Source organism: Sphingomonas sp. URHD0057 (assembly GCF_000620665.1).
GTDB lineage: Bacteria > Pseudomonadota > Alphaproteobacteria > Sphingomonadales > Sphingomonadaceae > Sphingomicrobium.
The window spans coordinates 57,248-73,080 of the sequence record NZ_JIAU01000005.1 but is presented as its reverse complement, the minus strand read 5'-3'; the positions used below and the strand labels follow the sequence as shown (position 1 = coordinate 73,080).

Annotated in this window: 15 protein-coding genes; 7 read left to right on the top strand and 8 right to left on the bottom strand. The window is 66.4% G+C overall.

Going from position 1 to position 15,833, the window contains the following annotated elements; genetic code table 11:
- Positions 1-2: 2 nt before the first annotated feature.
- From mnmG to N539_RS0100420, 4 genes are read left to right on the top strand one after another with little or no spacing between them, the layout of a single operon-like run.
- Positions 3-1,682 (top strand): tRNA uridine-5-carboxymethylaminomethyl(34) synthesis enzyme MnmG, encoded by a 1,680-nt coding sequence (gene mnmG / locus N539_RS0100435; RefSeq protein ID WP_028968664.1) that lies wholly within the window; start codon positions 3-5, stop codon positions 1,680-1,682.
- Positions 1,679-2,293, top strand: a complete 615-nt coding sequence (gene rsmG / locus N539_RS0100430) for a 16S rRNA (guanine(527)-N(7))-methyltransferase RsmG (protein ID WP_051531070.1) — start codon at positions 1,679-1,681, stop codon at positions 2,291-2,293. Before mnmG ends, rsmG begins: the two co-directional genes overlap by 4 nt.
- Positions 2,290-3,072, top strand: a complete 783-nt coding sequence (locus N539_RS0100425) for a ParA family protein (protein WP_028968662.1) — start codon at positions 2,290-2,292, stop codon at positions 3,070-3,072. The genes rsmG and N539_RS0100425 overlap by 4 nt, the downstream gene beginning before the upstream one ends.
- An 8-nt stretch (positions 3,073-3,080) precedes the next feature.
- Positions 3,081-3,947, top strand: a complete 867-nt coding sequence (locus N539_RS0100420; protein WP_037551626.1) for a ParB/RepB/Spo0J family partition protein — start codon at positions 3,081-3,083, stop codon at positions 3,945-3,947.
- Between the two features lies 1 nt (position 3,948).
- Here N539_RS0100420 and holA read toward each other — a convergent pair whose 3' ends face one another.
- From holA to N539_RS0100400, 4 genes are read right to left on the bottom strand one after another with little or no spacing between them, the layout of a single operon-like run.
- Positions 3,949-4,965: a DNA polymerase III subunit delta gene (gene holA / locus N539_RS0100415; protein WP_028968660.1), complete on the bottom strand. Its 1,017-nt coding sequence runs from the start codon at positions 4,963-4,965 to the stop codon at positions 3,949-3,951.
- Positions 4,962-5,462 carry an LPS assembly lipoprotein LptE gene (gene lptE / locus N539_RS0100410; RefSeq protein WP_028968659.1) on the bottom strand — a complete coding sequence of 167 codons (501 nt, stop codon included), beginning with the start codon at positions 5,460-5,462 and terminating at the stop codon, positions 4,962-4,964. The genes holA and lptE overlap by 4 nt, the downstream gene beginning before the upstream one ends.
- The gene (gene leuS / locus N539_RS0100405) at positions 5,459-7,978 is read right to left on the bottom strand and encodes a leucine--tRNA ligase (RefSeq protein WP_028968658.1); all 2,520 of its coding nucleotides are present in this window, start codon (positions 7,976-7,978) and stop codon (positions 5,459-5,461) included. Before leuS ends, lptE begins: the two co-directional genes overlap by 4 nt.
- A gap of 10 nt (positions 7,979-7,988) precedes the next feature.
- Entirely contained in the window at positions 7,989-8,423 is a 435-nt protein-coding gene (locus N539_RS0100400) for a DUF3576 domain-containing protein (protein WP_028968657.1), read from the bottom strand.
- A 188-nt stretch (positions 8,424-8,611) separates the two neighbouring features.
- Here N539_RS0100400 and N539_RS0100395 point away from each other — a divergent pair, with 188 nt between their 5' ends.
- The 3 genes from N539_RS0100395 to N539_RS0100385 are packed head-to-tail and all read left to right on the top strand — an operon-like array spanning position 8,612 to position 10,678.
- Positions 8,612-9,328 carry a porin gene (locus N539_RS0100395; protein WP_231462795.1) on the top strand — a complete coding sequence of 239 codons (717 nt, stop codon included), beginning with the start codon at positions 8,612-8,614 and terminating at the stop codon, positions 9,326-9,328.
- A gap of 7 nt (positions 9,329-9,335) precedes the next feature.
- Entirely contained in the window at positions 9,336-9,992 is a 657-nt protein-coding gene (locus N539_RS0100390; RefSeq protein ID WP_028968655.1) for a YggS family pyridoxal phosphate-dependent enzyme, read from the top strand.
- A complete protein-coding gene (locus N539_RS0100385; protein ID WP_028968654.1) occupies positions 9,992-10,678 on the top strand; it encodes an HAD family hydrolase in 687 nt (228 codons plus the stop codon). The genes N539_RS0100390 and N539_RS0100385 overlap by 1 nt, the downstream gene beginning before the upstream one ends.
- Here N539_RS0100385 and ribA read toward each other — a convergent pair.
- From ribA to N539_RS0100365, 4 genes are all read right to left on the bottom strand, one after another.
- Positions 10,670-11,743, bottom strand: a complete 1,074-nt coding sequence (gene ribA / locus N539_RS0100380; RefSeq protein ID WP_443027617.1) for a GTP cyclohydrolase II — start codon at positions 11,741-11,743, stop codon at positions 10,670-10,672. The genes N539_RS0100385 and ribA overlap by 9 nt on opposite strands.
- Positions 11,725-12,519: an exodeoxyribonuclease III gene (locus tag N539_RS0100375; protein ID WP_028968652.1), complete on the bottom strand. Its 795-nt coding sequence runs from the start codon at positions 12,517-12,519 to the stop codon at positions 11,725-11,727. Before N539_RS0100375 ends, ribA begins: the two co-directional genes overlap by 19 nt.
- A gap of 209 nt (positions 12,520-12,728) precedes the next feature.
- Complete coding sequence (locus N539_RS0100370) at positions 12,729-13,334, bottom strand: LolA family protein (RefSeq protein ID WP_028968651.1); 606 nt, start codon at positions 13,332-13,334, stop codon at positions 12,729-12,731.
- 87 nt (positions 13,335-13,421) lie between these two features.
- Entirely contained in the window at positions 13,422-15,743 is a 2,322-nt protein-coding gene (locus N539_RS0100365; protein WP_051531068.1) for an FtsK/SpoIIIE family DNA translocase, read from the bottom strand.
- Positions 15,744-15,833: the final 90 nt, after the last annotated feature.

The following is a 15,833-nucleotide window of genomic DNA, read 5'->3' as shown; positions in this document are numbered from 1 at the left end:
GCATGTTCGACGTTCTGGTCATCGGTGCCGGCCATGCCGGAGGCGAAGCCGCGGCCGCTGCGGCGCGCCGCGGTGCGCGCGTCGGCCTGATCACGTTTCGGGCCGCGGACGCCGGGCAGATGTCGTGCAACCCGTCGATCGGCGGCGTCGGCAAGGGCCACCTGGTGCGCGAGCTCGATGTCTTCGACGGACTGATGGCACGTGCCGCGGACCGGGCGGCGATTCACCGCCGGATGCTCAACCGGAGCAAGGGGCCGGCGGTGTGGGGACCGCGCGTTCAGGCCGACCGGAGGCTTTACCGCACCGCGGTCGCGGAGCTGCTGGGCGAAAGCGGGGTCGAGATCGTCACTGCCGAGGCGCTTCGCTTCGTGATCCGCAATGAGCGCCTCGCCGGAGTGGAGACGGACGCGGGCACCTTGACCTGCAGAGCGCTGGTGATCGCCACCGGCACCTTCCTCGACGCGCGCCTATTCGTCGGCCAGGAGGTGGTCGCAGGCGGCCGCCGCGACGACCAGGCGTCCGTCGCGCTCGCCGGGCAGGTCCGCGACATTGGCCTGGGGCAGGGGCGGCTCAAGACCGGTACCCCACCGCGGCTGGACGGCAGGACGATCGATTGGTCGCGGCTGGAGGAACAGCCGAGCGACGCCGATGGCTGGGCCATGTCGGCGTTGGATGATCATGTTCGCCAGCCGCAGGTCCGCTGCGCGATCACTCGAACCAGCCAGCGCACTCACGACATCATTCGTGCCAATTTCGATCATTCGCCGCTGTTCGCCGGCGCGATTGAGGGCCGCGGGCCGCGCTACTGCCCGTCGATCGAGGATAAGGTGAAGCGATTCAGCGAGCGCGAATCGCACCAGATCTTCCTCGAGCCGGAGGGATTGGACGATCATTTGGTTTATCCCAACGGGATCTCGACCTCGTTGCCGGCGGACATCCAGAAGGAGTTCGTTTGCACGATCCCCGGGCTCGAGCGCGCCGAGATCGTGCGGCCCGGCTACGCGGTCGAATACGAGTTCGTCGATCCGCGGCGCCTGAACACGACTCTGGAAGCTCGCGAGCTACCGGGGCTGTTCCTCGCCGGGCAGATTAACGGGACGACCGGGTATGAAGAGGCCGCCGCGCAAGGCTTGGTCGCTGGGCTCAACGCTGCAGAACGGGCGCTCGACCTGGGCGAGGTCCGGTTTGACCGGCGCTCAAGCTACATCGGTGTGATGGTTGACGATCTGACGCTTCAGGGGGTGAACGAGCCCTATCGCATGATGACCGCGCGCGCCGAATATCGCTTGTCGCTGCGCGCGGACAACGCGACCTCGCGGCTGGGCGAGACCGCGCTTGGGGCTGGCTGTGTATCGCCGCGGCGAAAGGCGCAGATCGAGCGTCACTTTGCGGCTCGGTCAAACAGAGAGTGGGCCGAGACGGAGGAAGGGCGCGCCGATTCGCTCTACGCGCCTTACGTCGAGCGGCAGCAGCGCGAGTGGGAAGTCGTCCGGCGTGACTCGCGCATATGGATTCCGGCCGATTTGGACTTCGGCGCGGTTCCGGGTCTTTCGAACGAGATGGTCGAGCGGCTCGATGACTCGCGGCCGGAGACTCTGGACCAAGCCTCTCGGATCGCCGGGGTCACTCCGGCGGCGCTGTCGGCGCTGTATGTCGCGGCAAGCCGGCGCGCCGCGGCGTGATCGGCGAGCTCGAGCAGGCTGCGGGTCGGCCTGTTTCACGTGAAACATTCGGCAGGCTGGAGGCCTACGCTGGCTTGCTCGTTGAGGAGAATCAGCGGCAAAACCTGGTTTCGCCTTCGACCATCGACCATCTGTGGGAGCGCCACATTGTGGATTCGGCCCAGCTGGTACGATTCGAGCCCCACGCCGGGGCATCCTGGCTCGACATCGGATCGGGCGCGGGGCTGCCCGGAATCGTCATTGCTTGCCTCGTGGACGGGCCGGTCACTTTGGTGGAACCGCGGCGTCTTCGCGCCGAATTCCTCCACAAGGCGGCAGAATCACTTGGGATTGAGACAATCATCGTCCGCGGCAGGGCCGAAAGCCTAGAGCGAAAGTTCGATGTGATCACCGCGCGCGCCGTCGCGCCACTGCCCAAACTGCTCGAACTATCCCACCACTTGTCCACAAGAAATAGCCGCTGGGTTCTCCCTAAGGGACGGAATGCGCAATCCGAACTGGCCGAGGCCCAACGCGCATGGCAAGGTGTGTTCCACGTGGAACAAAGCCTGACGGACGCGGATTCCCGGATAATCGTCGCGACGGGCGTGAAGGCGAGGCACAAGGCGTGATTCGGATCGCGGTGGCCAATCAGAAGGGCGGGGTCGGCAAGACCACGACGGCGATCAACCTCGCCACCGCTCTGGCAGCGATCGGGTGGCGCGTCTTGCTCGTCGACCTCGACCCGCAAGGCAATGCGTCGACCGGGGTGGGGATTGGTCACGCTCAACGTATCCGGTCGAGCTATGACGTGCTGATCGGCAGCGCCTCGGTCAGCGAGGCGGCCGTCGCCACGCGCGTGCCGCGCCTCGATCTGTTGCCGGCGACCGTCGATCTCTCGGGGGCCGAGATCGAGATGGTCGGGCTCGAGGACCGCGCGCATCGGCTCGACAAGGCTCTGGCCGCCGAGCCGCCGGGGCGGTGGGACATTGCGCTTATCGATTGCCCGCCGTCGCTTGGGCTGCTCACCGTGAATGCGCTCGTCGCGGCGCGGCATCTGCTCGTGCCGCTGCAGTGCGAGTTTTTTGCGCTCGAGGGTTTGAGCCAGTTGCTCCAGACCGTGGAGCGGATCCGCTCCGCCTTCAATTCGCAGCTTTCGATCCTCGGCGTCGCGCTGACCATGTTCGACCGCCGCAACAATCTCTCGGGCGCGGTGGCGGAAGACGTCCGCGCCTGCCTCGGAGCGACCGTGTTCGAGACCGTCGTGCCGCGCAACGTGCGCCTGTCGGAGGCGCCGAGCCATGGGCTGCCGGCGCTGATCTACGACCTGCGCTGCCCGGGCTCGGAAGCCTACGTCCGGCTGGCCCGCGAGCTCATCGGCCGGCTCCCCGCCCTGGCGGTGGCGGCGTGACTGAGCGGATGGCGAAGGGGCTTGGCAAGGGTCTGTCCGCTTTGCTCGGCGACGCACCATCCCCGCTGCCGGCGGGGACCGAGCCGGCGTCGAGCGGCGGGGTGCGCGAGGTCGAGATCGGCCGGATCCGGCCGAACCCGCATCAGCCGCGCACCTTGTTCAATGATGAATCCATCGCCGAGCTCGCCGAGTCGATCGCCGAACGCGGCGTGCTTCAACCAATTCTGCTGCGGCCGGCCGGCGAGGGCTTCCAGGTCGTTGCCGGCGAGCGGCGCTGGCGGGCGGCGCAGCGGGCCGGGCTCCACAGCATTCCCGCAATCGTCCGCGACATCGACGAATCAGCGATGGCCGAGCTGGCGCTGATCGAGAATATTCAGCGCGAGGATCTGAACGCGATCGAGGAGGCGGAAGGCTATCGCCAGCTCGTCAGCCGCTACGGGCATACCCAAGAAGCCGTCGCCCAGATCGTTCATAAATCGCGAAGCCACGTCGCCAACCTGTTGAGATTGCTTGATCTTCCGGAGTTCGTCCGTCAATCGCTGATGCGAGGCGATATCAATATGGGTCACGCCAGGGCGGTTGCTGCGGCGCCGGACCCGGAATTGCTGACCCGTGAAATCGTCAAGAAGGGCCTTTCAGTGCGCCAGGCGGAGGCCCGCGCCAAGCGCGCCAAGCGCGGTCCGGTGGAGCTGGTATTGGGCAAATCGAGCGCGATCGATCCCGACTTGGCTGCGCTGGAGCGACAGCTCGGCGACATGCTCGGCGTCCGCGTGCAGGTGACTCACAAGGGGCAGGGCGGAACTGTGAGCCTCAATTATTCCAACCTCGAGCAGCTCGACATGATCTGCCAGCGGCTGACCGGCGAACCGATCTAGCTCACCGCGAGCGCGCTGCCCGCGCGATTGCAAGCAATTCTTCGCCCAACGTTTCGCGGTCGGGCGCCGGCCCGAAAATCACCGCCCGCTCGAGATTGGAGGCGCGCTCCGAGACCGTCGCCAGCTTGGTCGCCGGCCACAGAGTGAGCATCCTGCCTGCAGCGGATTTGTCCTTCCAGAACAATGCCCTGCCCATCGACGTCATGACGGCGTCGGGAGATTCGCCGCGTTCCACCCGGGCCCGCATCGGCGCCAGCATCAGCAGCCGGCGCTGCAGCGACCGGATGACGGGAATGGCCTCGGTCCCGGCCGGCGACAAAGCGGCGAGCTCATCGGCAAGGCCGGCCACGTCGCCGGTCATCGCCAAGTCCGCCAGCCGGCCGAAGTCCCCCTCCGCCGCAGCGGCGCCAACCGCGTCGATTGCCGAGTGATCGAGCTCCTTCGGCATCTGCGGCGAGGCATCGATGTACAATGCCAGCTTCTGCAACTCCTGCGCGGCAATGGCCTGGTCGTTGGCGCTGCTGTCGGCGATCCGCGCCGCTACCGGGGGACTGATCTTGAGCCCGTAACGGCGGCCAAGGTCGACCACCATGCGGATGGCATCCTGTCCTTCCGGAACATAGGAGGCGTAAGCCAGCCCCTGGGGAGATGACTCGGCCAGCTTGAGCAGGGCGGATGTCTTGGGAAGCGATCCGGCAATTGCGATCACCGGGCTTTCCGGCACCGCGCCTTCGAGCAACGCGACGACCCCGTCCTCAATGTCTTTGGTCGCCGGCTCGACCCAGATCGCGCGCTTGCCGCCGAAGAGGCTGAGGGCGCCCGCTTCATCGGCGAGCGAGGCTGGGTCCGATTTGACCGTCCCGCCGGCAATCATGAATTTCGTTGCGCCGAGCGCCTGCAGCAGCCGTTCCCCCAGGCCCCGCGACTGCGCTTCATCCGGGCCATGAAACAGATACAAGCGAATGTCGGCGCTCGGCTGGTCGACCGAGCGGCCGATCGAGGCCTTGCTCGCCTTCACCTGCCGGGCTGCGTGCGCGCCGCATAGATGCTGAGGCGGGCGACGATCTGGTCGGCGACGATATCGGACAATTGCTCGAGCGCGGTCTGCTCGGCGGCGACCGTCGCATATTCGGAGCTGACGATGTCGATGCCGGAGTCGGACCCCGCCGTCGCATCGAGGACCACGGTACCGGTTGCGAGGCTGACCAACTGGTAGCGCGCGCGCAGGGTGCGGCGTTCGCGTGTCGCCGCGCGGTCGCCCCGGATGCCGAACGAGGTGATGTTGTCGTCCAGCGTAACGTCGAGCCGGTATTGCGCGGCGCCGCTGCCCGATTCGCCGAGCCGGTCGACCAGCTTGCTGTGCATGAACCACCCCGACTGCCCCGCGATCGGCGCCACCTCGACGGCGCGAAGGGTCGCCGCGATGGGGCTCGAGGCACCGCCGCCATAAAGCGGATGAAGGCCGCATCCCGGCAACGCCAGGCAGGCCAGGAGGAGAGCGGCGGGCCGCATCATGCGACGATATTCACCAGTCGGTCGGGAACGACAATCACCTTGCGCGGACTGGCGCCGGCAAGTTGCCGCTGCACCTTGTCCGAGGCGAGGGCGAGCGCCTCGGCGTCTTCCCGAGGCAATCCCCGCGGCGCGCTCAGCGTGTCGCGCAGCTTGCCGTTGATCTGGATCGCCAGGGTCACCTGGTCGTCAACCAGCAGGGCCGGATCGAAACTCGGCCACGCCGATTCAACGACGAGGCCGTCGCCGCCGAGCAACGCCCAGGCCTCTTCCGCGAGGTGCGGCGCCATCGGGGCGATCAATTGGATCAGGCTCCGGATCGCGTCGGCCCGCGTGGTGGAAGGCGGCGCCTTTTCGATCGCGTTGACCAGCTCATAGAGTTGCGCGACGGCCTTGTTGAACTGCAGGCCGTCGATCGCTTCGCCGACTGCCGCGATGACGCGGTGCAGCTTGCGCTGAAGAGCCTCGTCGTTGCCTTCGCCTGACCGTTGGTCGCTGGCCAGGCGCCACACACGCTGAACGAAGCGCGCGGCGCCCTCGATACCGGCTTCGGACCATTCGAGATCGCGCTCCGGCGGGCTGTCGGACAGCATGAACCAGCGCACTGCGTCGGCGCCATATTTGGCGAGGATGGGCTCGGGGTCGATCGTATTGCGCCTCGACTTCGACATCTTCTCGATTCGGCCCGGAGTGACCGGATGGCCGCTCTCGATGTGGATCCAGTCGTCGCCGTCCTTGCGGACCTCATCCGGGCTAAGCCAGCTCCCGTCCCCGGCGCGATAGGTCTCGTGCGTCACCATGCCCTGCGTGAACAGGCCGGTGAACGGCTCCGCGACATTCAGCTTGCCAAGATGCTGCAAGGCGCGGGTCCAGAAGCGCGCGTAGAGCAGGTGCAGGATCGCATGCTCGACGCCGCCGATATATTGGCCGACGGGCAGCCATTGCTCGGCTTCGGCGCGGTCGAACGGGCGGTCGTTGGGTTGGCTGGCGAAGCGGATGAAGTACCAGCTCGAATCGACGAACGTATCGAGGGTGTCGGTCTCGCGCATCGCCTCGCCGCCGCAACTCGGGCAATCGACATGCTTCCACGTCGGGTGCCGATCGAGCGGGTTGCCGGGCGCGTCGAAGCTGACGTCTTCGGGCAATACGACCGGAAGCTGGTCGCGCGGGACCGGGACGGCGCCGCACTTCCCGCAATGGATGATCGGGATTGGCGTGCCCCAGTAACGCTGGCGCGACACGCCCCAATCGCGCAGCCGCCACGCGATCGTGCCCTTGCCCCATCCGGCTTCCTCGGCGCGGCGGATGATGTCCGCGGTCGCCTGCTCGCCGGTCAGGCCATCGAGGAAGCGCGAGTTGACCGCGACGCCATCGATAACCTCGGCCTCGCCCGTAATCGGCAGCGATGCGTCTTCGCTGCTGGCGGCGACCACGCGCTTGATCGGCAGGCCGTATTTGCGCGCGAATTCGAAGTCGCGCTGGTCGTGGCCGGGCACGCCGAAAATCGCGCCGGTGCCATAGTCCATCAGCACGAAGTTCGCGATGTAGACCGGCAGCCGCCATTCGGGGTCGAGCGGGTGCACGACTTCCAGCGCCGTCTTGAATCCCTGTTTCTCGGCGGCCTCGATGTCGGCGAGGCTGGTTCCGCCACGCTGGCACTCGGCGATGAACTCGGCGGCCTCGGAATCCTGCGCGGCGAGTGCTTGCGCGATGGGGTGGCCGGCCGCAATCGCAACGAAGCTCGCGCCAAAGATCGTGTCGGGGCGGGTCGTGAACACGTCGACGCCATCGATGGAGTCAACCGGCTCGGCCGGGCGGAAGCGGAACTGCAGCCCGCGGCTCTTGCCGATCCAATTCTCCTGCATCAGCCGGACCTTGTCGGGCCATTGGTCGAGCGTCTTGAGGCCGTCGAGCAGCTCCTCGGCGAAATCGGTAATCTTGAGGAACCACTGCGCGAGCTTGCGCCGTTCGACCAGCGCACCCGAGCGCCAGCCGCGGCCGTCGATCACCTGCTCGTTGGCGAGCACGGTCATGTCGACCGGGTCCCAATTGACCTCGCTCTCCTTGCGATAGACGAGCCCGGCGTCGAACAGGTCGAGGAACAGCGCTTGCTCATGCCCGTAATAAGTCGGGTCGCAGGTCGCGAGCTCGCGCGACCAGTCGAGCGCGAAGCCGATCTGTTTGAGCTGCTCGCGCATTGTTTCGATATTGTGCCAGGTCCACTGGCCGGGATGGACGCCGCGCTCCATCGCGGCATTCTCGGCCGGCATGCCGAAGGCGTCCCAACCCATCGGGTGAAGCACTTCATGGCCCTGCATCCGCCGATAGCGGGCGATGACGTCGCCCATCGTATAGTTGCGCACATGGCCCATGTGGATGCGTCCCGACGGGTAAGGGAACATCTCCAGCACATAGGTCTTGGGCTTGGCGCTTTCGCTGTCCGCCTCGAAACAGCGCTGCTCGGCCCACCGCGCTTGCCAGCGGCGGTCGGCTTCGGCCGGGTCGAAACGCCCCGTCATGGTGGATTCATTAGCCCCGGACAGTGGCGCGGCGGAGGTCGCGGGCCCTGGTCAGGATGATGTCCTCGAGCTTCTGCACCGTGGCCGCCGTCACCGGCGCATCGACCCACGCCCCGCTTTGGTTGACCTGCCGCGCCGCGGAGACGCGCAGGGCGTCGGCGCGAAGGTCGGGGTCGAGGACCGCGACCGTCAGCTTCACTCGCTCGCCCGGCGCCTTCGGGCTCGAATACCAGTCGGTGATGATCACGCCGCTGTTGGGGTTGGCCTGAAGCAACGGGGCGAATGAGACGGTGTCGATTGCCGCCCGCCAGAGATAGCTGTTGACGCCGATGTTGGTCATCTTCGACGGCGCCAGCCGCGAGGGTAGGCTGCGGTTCGCCGCGCATCCCGATGTTGCAAGGGCAAGTACCAGAAGTGCGGCAGCGGTCGTGTGCGGACGAGTCATCGGCGATCCTCGAAGGAGAGAAATTCAGGTTTGGCGGCGTTATAGATAGTCAAGGTCCTCCCGCAAGCGTGTCCCGCTGCTGAACCACATTGTGTTGAGTCGGCAACAGCAGGCAATTGAATCGATTCCGCTCATGGAACCTTCAGGTTGGACGGACTATATCGACTCGTAACAGGGAGTCTTTGGATTTGCTGAAGATCGCGAGTCGGAGGGAAGCCAAGCTGCTTGCGGCCATTGCCGCGAGCAGTCTCGTGCTGTCTCCGGCATTCGCCGCCAGCACCTCGACCAAGCGGCCGTCAGCGATTTCGCTGAGCTTCGATCCGATTTCATCCTTCACTCCGGCCAATGCCGATCCCAAGCTCGCGGCGGCGCTCGCCGGCCGTGGCCTTTCGCTCCACGATTTCAAGTTCACCCCGGCGCCGGCGAAGGGACGGCCGTCGCAGGTCCGGGTCGCAATTCGCGCACGCACGACTACGCCGGCTCAGACCCAGCTCGCGGATGCGTCGACGGCGCCGACGGCGGTTGCCCTGGCGCCGACCACCTATAATCTCGGCGTGGCCGTGGGCTGGCGCCGTTTCGCGGTCGCTGGCGATGTCGCCAAGGTCAAGGAAGCGGATACGGCGCTCGGCGGACGCGAGAGCGCGATCGTGGGCGTCAGCTATTCGCTCAAGAAATTTACCGGCCGAGTCGCGGTCGGCGCCGAGCGCGGTACCGACCACGCTCTTCCTGGCCTGCGCAAAGGCGACAACGGCTGGGTCGATCTCGGCGGCTCCTATTCGCTGTCGCAGCGGTTCGCGCTGACCGGCGGCGTCCGCTACCAGATCGAGCGCGACAAGATGTCGGCGCTGCAGGATGAGCGGCGCGACAGCCAGGCCGTCTACATCGGCACTGCCTTCAAGTTCTGATCCATCGATGACCGGCGCGGCTGAGCGGCGCCAACATATCCTCGATCTAATCGCCAAGTCCGCCGGCATCGCACGCCGCGATCCGGCCGACGTCGAGCTCATCGCGGTCAGCAAGACTCGCCTCGGCGAGGCGATCGAAGCGCTGATCTCCGCTGGCCAGCGCAGCTTTGGTGAAAGCCGGGTGCAGGATGCGCTCGCCAAATGGCCCGCGCTTCGCTCCCGGTATCCGGACATTCTGCTCCACTGCATCGGGCGGCTGCAATCCAACAAGGCCGCCGAAGCCGTCGCGCTGTTCGACGCGATCCATTCGCTCGATCGCGCTTCGCTTCTCGATGCCCTCGTCAAGGAAGCGGACAAGGCGCGGCGCTTTCCCGCGGTCTACATTCAAGTGAACATCGGCGAGGAAGAGCAGAAGGGCGGCTGCCCGATCGGGGAGGTCGGCGCGCTCGCCGCTGCGGTCCGCGCGTCGCCTCTGCCGCTCGCCGGGCTCATGGCGATTCCCCCGCTGGGGGTCGAGCCGGCTCCTTATTTCGCTCTTCTCAACAAGTTAGCACGGCGCCATGACGTCACGGGCCTGAGCATGGGCATGTCGGCGGACTATGAGGCCGCTGTGATGCTCGGTGCGACGGCGGTCCGCGTCGGCACCTCGCTGTTCGAGGACTGATGCCCAAATCCCAAACGACTAGCTTCGACGCGATCATTTTCGATTTCGACGGCGTGCTCCTCGAGAGCGAATATGAGGGCAACCGCCTCCTCGCCGAGCTTCTGACCGACCTCGGCCATCGCCACACCGTCGAAGAAGCCATGGAGCGCTATGTCGGTCTTGCCGGCCGGGACTTCCTTGCAGCTCTTGAAAGTCAGATCGGCCGACCGCTCCCGGCCGAGTTCCACCAACGGCGCAAGGAGCAGAGCGTTCGCGCGCTGGAGGAAGGCGTCCAGGCGGTCGCTGGCGCAATCGACTTTGTTCGTTCCTTGCCAGCGGACCTTCCAATGGCAGTCGCGTCGTCCAGCTCGACTCGCTGGCTTCGGGGGCATCTCCAGCACCTCGGCCTCACCGGCGTGTTCGGGGATCACGTTTACAGCGGCAACGAGCATGTCGAACGCGGCAAACCCGCGCCCGATCTCTATCTCTTCGCCGCCGATCAACTCGGCGTCGACATCGGCCGCAGCGTGATCCTCGAGGATTCAGTCGTCGGTGTAACCGGGGCGCTTGCTTCGGGCGCTCGCGTGATCGGCCTAACGGCCGGCGCGCACTGCCTCGCTGGCCATACCGAAAGATTGCGGAACCTCGGCGTAGCGGAGATCGCGCATAGCTTCGACGACGTTCGGCGGTTGCTCGGGCTAGATTAAGTGCCCGCTCTTCCGGCGTTTGGTCGCGAGATAGTCCGCGTTGTGCGGATTGGTCGGCATGTGGTGCGGGACACGCTCCACGATTGTGATTCCCGCGCTTTCCAAACCCGAAACCTTGTCCGGATTGTTGGTCAGGAGCCGGACCTCATCGACTCCGAGCGTCCGAAGCATTGCCGCGGCATGCGCATAGTCGCGCTCATCGTCGGCAAAGCCCAGGCGGCGGTTAGCGTCGACCGTGTCGAGACCGCGATCCTGCAGCGCATAGGCGCGAAGCTTGTTGGCCAGCCCGATGCCGCGCCCTTCCTGACGCAGATACAGCAGCACGCCGCCACCCGCCGCGCCGATGATCCGAAGCGCTTCCTTGAGCTGCGGCCCGCAGTCGCATTTGAGCGATCCGAACACGTCGCCCGTCAGGCACTCGCTGTGCAGCCGGACCAGGGGCGCTTTCCCGCCAAACGCGCCGACCACCAGCGCGACATGCTCCTGGCCGTCGTCGGATCCGCGGAACGCGACGATCTGCGTGTCGGGCATGCCGTCGAGCGGCAGCTTTGCGCGCGCAACGAGCTCGACCGCCGGCGCCTTGCGCTGCCGCTCGACGTCCTCCGCCGACACCAGGATCGCGCCCGGTTGGTCATCGACCAGCCATAATGCCGGCAGCAGGCCGGCGAGCCGGGCTAATCCGAGCGCGGCCTTTGCCGCCTCCGGGCAATCGAGGTGCAGGGGATGCAGCGGCCCAATCGGTCCACGATCGAGATCGCGGCCGGGATCGGCGATCGCCAGCGCCGCCGCGCCATCGAGCCAAGGAGCGCGCTCGATCAGCACCGGCGCCGCTGGGTCGGCGGCATTGCGCTCATTGGCAAGCGCCAGTGCGGCGGCGCGCTCGCCACTGATCAGCAGCCGGCCGTGGCGGTTCGGATCGACAATATCGAGAAGCTCGGGCGTGGCGGTTTCCACCGCAACGACAGCGACAGGATCCTGACACTCGATCCGAATCGGTCTCCCCGCGCGCAAGGCGGCAATCGCGCGGCGGATCGAAGCGGAGTCGCTCAAATCTCGACCTCGCAGATGAGCGGCACGTGGTCCGACGGCCGCTCCCAATTGCGCACGGGTTCGAGCACCGCATGCCCTTTGAGGTGCCCGGCGAGCTCGGGCGACGCCCACATGTGGTCGAGGCGACGGCCGCGGTCATTCTTGGTCCAGTCCGGGGAGCGGTAGCTCCACCAGGTGTAACAGCGCTCCGGCGCCGGGAAGAAGCGGCGGCCGATGTCGATCCAGTCGTGGGCCTCGCGTAACCGGGCCAGGGCATCGACTTCGACCGGCGTATGGCTGACGACCTTCAACAGCGCCTTATGGCTCCAGACGTCGCATTCGAGGGGCGCGACGTTGAAGTCGCCGACGATGATCGTCGGTTCGTGGAGACCCTCCGACCACCGCGTCATGCGTTCGATGAAATCCAGCTTCTGGCCGAACTTCGGGTTTTGGCTACGGTCGGGGATATCGCCGCCGGCGGGGACATAGACATTCTCGAGCCGGATGCCGCATTCGAGCCGGACGCCGACGTGGCGCGCCTCACCATTGTCCTGCCAGTCGTGCTTGCCTGGATCCTTGATTGGAACACGGCTGAGTATCGCGACGCCATGGTGCATTCGCTGCCCATTCAGCTGCTGGTGGACGTAGCCGCGATCCTTGAACAGTCCGGCCGGAAAGACGTCGTCGTTCGCCTTGGTCTCCTGCAGGCACAGGATGTCGGGCTGCTGCTCGGCAATCAGCCGCTCGACCAGCGCGGGGCGCGCCCGCACCGAGTTGATGTTCCACGAGGCGATCTTCAGCCGTTTGGTCACAGGACGCGCTTAGCTCCGTCATTTCCGGATGCCAAAGAAAAGGCCCCCGCTCCGGGGGCGTGGAGCGAGGGCCGACCTAGCGTTCGTCACGCAAGGGATCCTGCGGACCCCGGGTAACAGGGGGAAACCCCGGGTTGGTGCAGGATCGAGCTTGCATATAGGAACCCTACCCTGAAAGTGCGATGAACAGGTCGCAATATGAAACTTTTTTAATGGCGCTTCGGCTTGGGCTCGGCATAGTTGAACGCAGATTCGGGCACGGCAACATTGTAGCGGACATTGCCGAGCTTGACCGTGGTGCGCTTGTTTTGGGCGTCGATCGCCGTCCAGCCATAGAGTTGAAGGCCGCCCGGCGCCGCGCCGCTGCGCAGGAAAACCAGCGTGATCGAGCCATATTGAGCGGGGTCCCGGGCGCGCACGCTGACCACTCGCGGATCCTGGCTCGGCACAATCTGTGCCCGGCCTTTGAGGTTGGGCGAGTCAGAAAGGAGCACGCCGAGCGGCGTGCGGCTGAGCGGCCAGCCGGATTTTTGCCCGACCTGATAGTCGATGAAGGTCAACGTCTTGCCGTTCGACACCAGCAGCAGGTCGCCGCTGCCGTAGGCGAAGCGGACCTTGCCCGGGCGCTTGAGCTGCAGCGTCCCCGCCGCCGAGCGTCCGCGAGCGTCGGTCTGGATGAAGTTCGCGGTCATCGTATGGACCGAGCGGATGTGCGCATTGAGCCGCGCCATGTCGGGCGATTCGGCGGCCGCGACTGGCGCTGCCACAACCACCATTGGGACAAGCGCGCGCGCGAAAGTCTTAGGAAGAGTCATTCAGAAGCTCCTGGGAATCTTCGCCGGGAAACTGGCGTTTCGCCATTGAATGCGCACTGAACCCTGCGGTTCCGGGCGATTCAGGCGTTAGATCGGGTGCCCCTCCGGGTCGATCAGTACTTCGCGGCGGCCGACGTGGTCGGGCATGCCGACGAGGCCGTCCTTTTCCATGCGCTCGATCAAGCGCGCCGCGCTGTTGTAACCGACGCGAAGCTGGCGCTGGAGATAGGAGGTCGAGGCCTTCTGGCTCTCTGCCACGATCTGGATCGCCTTGCGATAGAGCTGGGTCTCGGCGTCGTCCTCGCCGGTCGGCTGGCCGTCGAACAGATAGCCGCCGTCCTCGGGCTCCTCGGTGACGGCCTGGACATATTCGGGCGAGCCCTGCCTGCGCCAATGCTCGGCGACCGCGCGTACCTCTTCGTCCGACACGAACGGGCCGTGCACGCGGACAATCTGCTTGCCGCCCGGCATGTACAGCATGTCGCCCTTGCCCAGCAGCTGCTCGGCGCCCTGCTCGCCGAGGATCGTGCGGCTGTCGATCTTGCTCGTCACCTGGAAGCTGATGCGCGTCGGCAGGTTGGCTTTGATGACGCCGGTGATGACGTCAACCGACGGGCGCTGCGTCGCCATGATCAGGTGGATGCCGGCCGCGCGCGCCTTCTGCGCCAGCCGCTGGACGAGGAACTCGACCTCCTTGCCGGCGGTCATCATCAGATCGGCAAGCTCGTCGATGATCACGACGATCTGCGGCAACACCTCATAGTCCAGCTGCTCGGTCTCGTAGATAGGCTGGCCGGTGTCCGCGTCATAGCCGGTCTGGACCCGGCGGCCGATCTTGGCGCCCTTGGCCTTCGCCTCGCGAACCTTGGCGTTAAAGCTCGGCAGTGCGCGCACGCCGAGGTTCGCCATCATTCGGTAGCGCTCTTCCATCTGCTCGACGGTCCATTTGAGCGCGCGGATCGCCTTGCCCGGCTCGGTGACCACGGGCGACAGCAAATGCGGGATGTCCTCGTACATGCTGAGCTCGAGCATCTTCGGGTCGATCATGATCAGTTTGCACTCGTCCGGACCGTAGCGGTAGAGCAGCGACAGGATCATGCAGTTGAGGCCGACCGACTTGCCGGAGCCGGTGGTGCCGGCGACGAGCAAATGGGGCATCGGCGCGAGGTCTGCGATGACCGGGTCGCCCGCGATATTCTTGCCGAGGATCAGCGGCAACGCATGATTCTGGTCCTCGAAGGCCTGGCTGCCGACAAGCTCCGACAGGCTCACCGTTTCGCGCTTGGGATTGGGCAGCTCGATGCCGATGACGCTGCGGCCGGGGATGGTGGCGACGCGGGCGGAGAGCGCCGACATGTTGCGCGCGATGTCGTCGGCGAGCTGGATGACCCGGCTCGCCTTGATGCCGCTCGCCGGCTCGAGCTCGTACATGGTGACCACGGGTCCGGGGCGGACTTCGACGATGTCCCCGCGGACGTGAAAGTCTTCAAGGACGCTTTCGAGCAGGCGGGCGTTGCGCTCGAGCCCGGCGCGATCGATCTGCTGCTTGCCCTTCTCCGGCGCCCGCGCGAGCAGGCCGATAGTCGGCAGCTGATAGCTGTCGCCAAGCGCGAGGCCCGGCTGGGCGGCGGCCTTGCGCGGATTGGCGCGACCCGCGGGCGTGACCGCCCTCGACGGCTCGGCAACGGCGACGGTGGGACGCGAGCGAGGGGGCGCGGCGGGAAGGGCGCGGTCGTCGAAGATTTCGGTCGAGCGGGGCGCGATCCGGCGAGCCCGCGGGCGGCGCCGGAACAGGCCGGCGAGCCAGTCCTTTTCCTCGGGCCTCAAGCCAAGCGCAAAATAGCCGATGGTCAGCCCGGCTGCGCCAAACAGCAGCAGAACCGTCAGGCGGACCGGCCCGGCGATCGACGGGTTCCGAATGAGATTGACTGCGCCATCGACGCCATGCGCGCCGGCCAGGCCGAGCGCTCCGCCCCAGCCGCCGGGCAGTCCCGACACCGCCGAGCCGCTGGTCAGGCCGAGCGCAACGCCGAGCAAGACGGCGCCGACCGTCGCGATCAGCAGCCCTCGGATAATATGTCCGGCCGGCTCCAGGCGGATCATCCGCAGTGCGGCAATCGCGATGACCGGCAGGAACAGCACCGAGCCGATGCCGAACAGCAGCAGCAGCGCGTCGCTGGAGTAAGACCCGACACTGCCCAGCCAGTTGGCCGGCGGCCCGCCCGCGGCGGTGCTGAGCGAGGGGTCGGTCGGATTGTGGCTGGCGAGCGCGATCGCCGCCGCTAGGCTGACCGCAAGCAGAAGCGCACCCACGGTGCGGATCGCGAGCCGGCGCACCGCGTCGCGCAGCGCATCGCGCCAGTCGGGCGCCAACTCTCGCTTGGGCGCGCGTGCGGCAACCGTCGCCATATCCTTCCTCGCTGCTCCTCTCTCCGCATAGAATCCCTCACGTCGAGTCCCCGGTCAAGCGAACTTCTTGGCGTCGTTGCACGGGGCGCC

Bases quoted from the DNA above. Each gene is read 5' to 3' on its own strand.
- N539_RS0100390 (WP_028968655.1), top strand. From the start codon at position 9,336: ATGACCGGCGCGGCTGAGCGGCGCCAACATATCCTCGATCTAATCGCC.
- N539_RS0100385 (WP_028968654.1), top strand. From the start codon at position 9,992: ATGCCCAAATCCCAAACGACTAGCTTCGACGCGATCATTTTCGATTTC.
- N539_RS0100420 (WP_037551626.1), top strand. From the start codon at position 3,081: ATGGCGAAGGGGCTTGGCAAGGGTCTGTCCGCTTTGCTCGGCGACGCA.
- lptE (WP_028968659.1), bottom strand. From the start codon at position 5,462: ATGATGCGGCCCGCCGCTCTCCTCCTGGCCTGCCTGGCGTTGCCGGGA.
- N539_RS0100370 (WP_028968651.1), bottom strand. From the start codon at position 13,334: ATGACTCTTCCTAAGACTTTCGCGCGCGCGCTTGTCCCAATGGTGGTT.
- N539_RS0100365 (WP_051531068.1), bottom strand. From the start codon at position 15,743: ATGGCGACGGTTGCCGCACGCGCGCCCAAGCGAGAGTTGGCGCCCGAC.
- N539_RS0100400 (WP_028968657.1), bottom strand. From the start codon at position 8,423: ATGACTCGTCCGCACACGACCGCTGCCGCACTTCTGGTACTTGCCCTT.
- mnmG (WP_028968664.1), top strand. From the start codon at position 3: ATGTTCGACGTTCTGGTCATCGGTGCCGGCCATGCCGGAGGCGAAGCC.
- leuS (WP_028968658.1), bottom strand. From the start codon at position 7,978: ATGACGGGGCGTTTCGACCCGGCCGAAGCCGACCGCCGCTGGCAAGCG.